The organism is Octadecabacter dasysiphoniae, from assembly GCF_021532615.1.
In the GTDB taxonomy this organism is placed as follows: domain Bacteria; phylum Pseudomonadota; class Alphaproteobacteria; order Rhodobacterales; family Rhodobacteraceae; genus Octadecabacter; species Octadecabacter dasysiphoniae.
Genome location: NZ_JAKGAQ010000013.1, coordinates 1 through 2,465 on the forward strand (window position 1 = coordinate 1; position 2,465 = coordinate 2,465).

Annotated in this window: 1 protein-coding gene; it reads left to right on the top strand. The window is 59.2% G+C overall.

Features of this window, described 5'->3' with window-relative positions; translation table 11 throughout:
- Nucleotides 1-2,465: hemagglutinin repeat-containing protein (locus tag L0664_RS18420; RefSeq protein ID WP_235227370.1), on the top strand; the 2,465-nt coding region annotated here is incomplete at both ends.

The following is a 2,465-nucleotide window of genomic DNA, read 5'->3' on the forward strand; positions in this document are numbered from 1 at the left end:
GGCATCACAGCGGGGTCTATCGGCAATCCGGCATTGGTTGTCACCAACGTTGACCCTGATGCCAGCTATCTGGTCGAAACGCGGTTCGAATTTATCGACCTCGACCAGTTTTTGTCATCGGATTATTTTCTGGACGCCTTGGGGTACGAGCCGGATGAGTATACCAAGCGGCTGGGCGACGCCTATGTCGAAACGCAATTTCTGCGGGCCCAGTTGTTTGCACTGACGGGCCAGCGTTTGACCGAAACCGGCATCAGTGAACGCGACCAGATGCAGGCGCTGTATGACAATGCCATAGATGCATCGGTTGCCTTGGATCTGGCACTGGGGGTGGCGCTGACGCCCGAACAGATTGCAGCGCTGACGCAGGATATCATCTGGCTCGAAGAGATCACGGTAGACGGTCAGACCGTCATGGCACCGCGGTTGTATCTTGCCGATGCCAGCTCTCTCGCGCGGACGGGCAGTGCCGCCGGGGCCGAAGCCTCCAGCATCACTGCCGCCGATTTGACGCTGATTGCTGACACGTTCACCAATTCCGGCGCGATCACGGGCGTGGATTCCGTGCGCCTCGCGTCCTTGGGGGACATGGATATTCTGGGCGGTCGCGTTGTGTCGGGCGGGATGACGCAAATTGATGTGGCGGGCACGCTGACGTCGCTGAGTGGAACCATACAGGGCAGCGATGTATCGCTTGCCGCACAGCAGATCGTGCTTGAAACCGCGCGCGTGACATCCGGTGAGGACAGCAACTTTACCGATGGTGCGTCACGCGCATCGACAGTCCTCGCGTCCGGTGACGTGATGATACAGGCGATCGAGGATATCAATTTGACCGGTGCGCAAGTGCAGGCCGGTGGGGACACGACACTGGCAGCAGGCGGCGCGATTACCGTCGGCGCACTGGAACTGAACCGCGAAACCGACCTGACATATGATGGCGGCTATAGCCGGTCGCAAGGCGTGACGAACGTGGTCAGCAGCATCGCGACGGACGGCAACCTGACGCTTTATGCAGCGGGTCAAACGGACACCGGTGGCAACATAACACTTATGGGCGCACAGCTGCAGGCGGGTGCTGGCATGGTCATACAGGCCGATCAGGGCGATGTTCTGATGCTGGCGGTGGCGGACAGTTTCTACAGCGATATCACAGGGTCGTCGTCCGGCTTCTTTTCGGAATCGTCGTCGCGCGATCAGGTCTTTTCGGTCACCAATCAGGTGACGTCACTGGATGCAGGCAGCATCGATGTTTTGGCGGCGGGCAGCATTCTGGCAGAAGGCACGCAGTTTAGAACCGACGGTGTTACGCTGACGGGCGAAGACGCGTTGCAAAATGGTGATCTTCGTCTGACGGCGGCGACCGGTGATCTGATGTTCACGGCCCCCACCGATATCTACGCTGAAAGCCGCGTGCGCGAGCGCAGTTTCTTTGGCGGTCTGGCCCGATTAAGTTCCGACATTCGCACGCTTGAAACGCAGGCGTTGGGGTCCGTTGCACAGGTTGCGGGCGACATCGGATTGGTCACGGGCGGTGATCTGGTTCTGACAGCGGTTGACTGGGCCGCGAATGGCGATATCCGCACGCAGGTTGCAGGTGAAACGCTGTTGCTGGCGGCCGTCGACACCAGCTACCGCTCTGCCTCGATTTTGAACAACAATGCGATCCTGATCACGACTGAGGACTCCGAAGACTACACCGAAAGTGCGACGTTCAATCGTTTGGATGCAGGCGGTGTCGTTGACCTTGATCCAACGTCCCCCATTACACTCGACGCAGTGCGCGACCCGACGATCGCATCTATGCACGCCGCCGGATTGCTGAGTGATGGTAGCACCGGGATGACCCTTGCGGCGACATACCTTGGCCTGACGGATCCTGCGACGGGTCCCCCCGAAACGCTGGACGAGACAACAGACGACTGGCGCGATGATCTGACGATGATCACGGCCACCTTGCCGACAGGTGCGGATGGAAACGGGTATCTCTACCTTGATGAGGCGCTGGAGAGGGACAGCACAATCGTTAATCCCATCGCATTGGTCGACGAACATTTCCATGAGGAAACCACGGCACTTAACCCAGCGTTTAAGTTGCTGATCACAATTGCTGTGACCCAAGGTATTGGGGGCTTTGGCGAGCTTGCAGGTGGGTTTGGTCAGGCTATTGGCCTCACCGGTGAGGCCGCAATCGGTGCGGCCAACGCCGCCGCCAGCAACCTTGCCGTTGGTGTGATAGAGGCCGGGGTGTCTGGGGACTTTGACATTGGCGAGCTTTTGGAAGGCGCCGCGTTTGCTGGCATCAGCGCCTATGCGTCAGGTGCGATTAGCCTCGAAGGAACCTTCGGCGTCGAGTTCGGCGAAGGAGCAATGGCGGGCCTGATCCGCGATGGCGGCCAATTCACCATCGCGTCCTTTAGTGAAGGCGCACTGGACGCTGCGATAACATCCGGTTTGTCGTCAGC